Origin of the sequence: Microbispora hainanensis (assembly GCF_006874475.1) — a bacterium.
GTDB lineage: Bacteria > Actinomycetota > Actinomycetes > Streptosporangiales > Streptosporangiaceae > Microbispora > Microbispora hainanensis.
Genome location: NZ_VIRM01000144.1, coordinates 1 through 1,249 on the forward strand (window position 1 = coordinate 1; position 1,249 = coordinate 1,249).

Sequence of the window (1,249 nt, forward strand, 5' to 3'; positions counted from 1 at the left end):
TGGGCTTGATCCGGTTTGACGGACATCCGAGATCAGGGGTTCGTCCCCGGAAGGATGTCCAAGATGGAGAGCATGGGGAAGAAGAAGCGTCCTCGCCGCTCGTTCACGCCGGAGTTCAAGGCCGAGATCGTCGAACTGTGCCAGCGCGGTGATCGCTCAATCGGCCAGGTGGCCAAGGACTTCGACCTGACCGAGACCGCGGTGCGGGAGTGGGTTCGCCAGGCCGAGGTCGACGCCGGGCAGCGTGACGGGCTGACCAGCAGCGAACGCGAGGAACTGGCCGCGTTGCGGCGGGAGAACCGCCGGCTACGCGAGGACGTCGACATCCTCAAGCGGGCCACGGCTTTCTTCGTGCGGGAGACCCGGTGAGCGTGGACCCGTTCATCGAGGCGGAGAAGCAGGGCGGTCACAACGTCAAACGGGCGTGTGAACTGCTGGAAGTCTCCCGCGCCGCCTTCTACGTCCGCCGCAACCCCACACCCGGCCCCCGCGCTGTCCGCGACAAACAGTTGAGCGAACGCATCGGCGGCGTCCACCGTGCATCGCGTGGCACCTACGGCGCGCCACGCATCCACGCGGCCCTTCGGCACGAAGGCGAACGATGCGGACGCCGTCGCGTCGCCCGGCTGATGCGCGCGCTGGGATTACAGGGCCGGTATCGGCGCCGTCGGCAGGCCACCACGATCCCCGATCCGGCCGCCGCCAAGCGGCCGGATCTGATCAGCCGCGACTTTCAGCCGGAACCTGATGCGCTCGACACTCGCTGGTGTGGCGACATCACGTATATCGCCACTGATGAGGGCTGGTTGTATCTGGCCACGGTCATCGACATCGCCTCACGCCGCGTGGTCGGCTGGGCCACCGCCGACCACCTGCGCACCGAGCTCGTCGCGGACGCTTTGCAGCAGGCGTGGCGCAACCGCCGCCCCACCACATCGGTGATCTTTCACTCGGACCGCGGTTGCCAATACACCAGCACCGCCTACACCCGCCTGGCGGAGCGGCTCGGAGTCCGGTTGTCGGTCGGACGCCGGGGTCAGTGCTGGGACAACGCGCTGGCCGAGTCGTTCTTCGCCACGATCAAGGGCGAACTCCTGGACGAACACCGCTGGCCCACCCGGGCCGCTGCCCGCAGCGCGATCTTCGAATTCATCGAAAGCTGGTACAACCTCCGCCGCCTCCACAGCAGCCTCGGCTACGTTAGCCCCGCCGCCTACGAAGAAACTCGCGCGGCCTGACCACCACACCA

The 1,249-nt window shown here is 67.4% G+C and carries 2 protein-coding genes; both read left to right on the forward strand.

Annotation, left to right across the window (positions count from 1 at the left end):
• Positions 1 to 63 precede the first annotated feature (63 nt).
• Positions 64 to 369: a transposase gene (locus FLX08_RS39875; RefSeq protein WP_142625430.1), complete on the forward strand. Its 306-nt coding sequence runs from the start codon at positions 64 to 66 to the stop codon at positions 367 to 369.
• Entirely contained in the window at positions 366 to 1,238 is an 873-nt protein-coding gene (locus FLX08_RS39880; RefSeq protein WP_142625431.1) for an IS3 family transposase, read from the forward strand. The genes FLX08_RS39875 and FLX08_RS39880 overlap by 4 nt, the downstream gene beginning before the upstream one ends.
• Positions 1,239 to 1,249: the final 11 nt, after the last annotated feature.

Coding starts and splice junctions, on each gene's coding strand:
- FLX08_RS39875 (WP_142625430.1), top strand. CDS start 64: ATGGAGAGCATGGGGAAGAAGAAGCGTCCTCGCCGCTCGTTCACGCCG.